Below are 237 nucleotides of genomic sequence, written 5' to 3'. Positions count from 1 at the left end.
CGGCTGCGGAAGGAAAGACGTTTACAGTAACCGTGACAGACAACGGCGACGGAACGATCAGCGCCGTTTCCTCATGGCAGAATGATTTCGCATTTGAGTTTACAAACACATACCGTGTAAATCCGACAGATTTCAGTGTGAATGAACATATCAGCATGAAAAAAGAGCTGACTGGACGTGATCTGCACGAGGGAGAATTTACATTTGTACTCATCGATGAGTCCGGAAATGTTGTGG

1 protein-coding gene is annotated in these 237 nt (G+C 46.0%); it reads left to right on the top strand.

What is annotated here, in order from left to right:
* Nucleotides 1-237: Spy0128 family protein (locus NE637_RS15565; protein WP_256267829.1), on the top strand; the 237-nt coding region annotated here is incomplete at both ends.

Origin of the sequence: Desulfovibrio desulfuricans (assembly GCF_024460775.1) — a bacterium.
GTDB classification, from domain to species: Bacteria; Desulfobacterota; Desulfovibrionia; order Desulfovibrionales; family Desulfovibrionaceae; genus Desulfovibrio; species Desulfovibrio desulfuricans_E.
The sequence above is the reverse complement of the archived record's forward strand: the minus strand, read 5'-3'. Positions and strand labels throughout refer to the sequence as shown.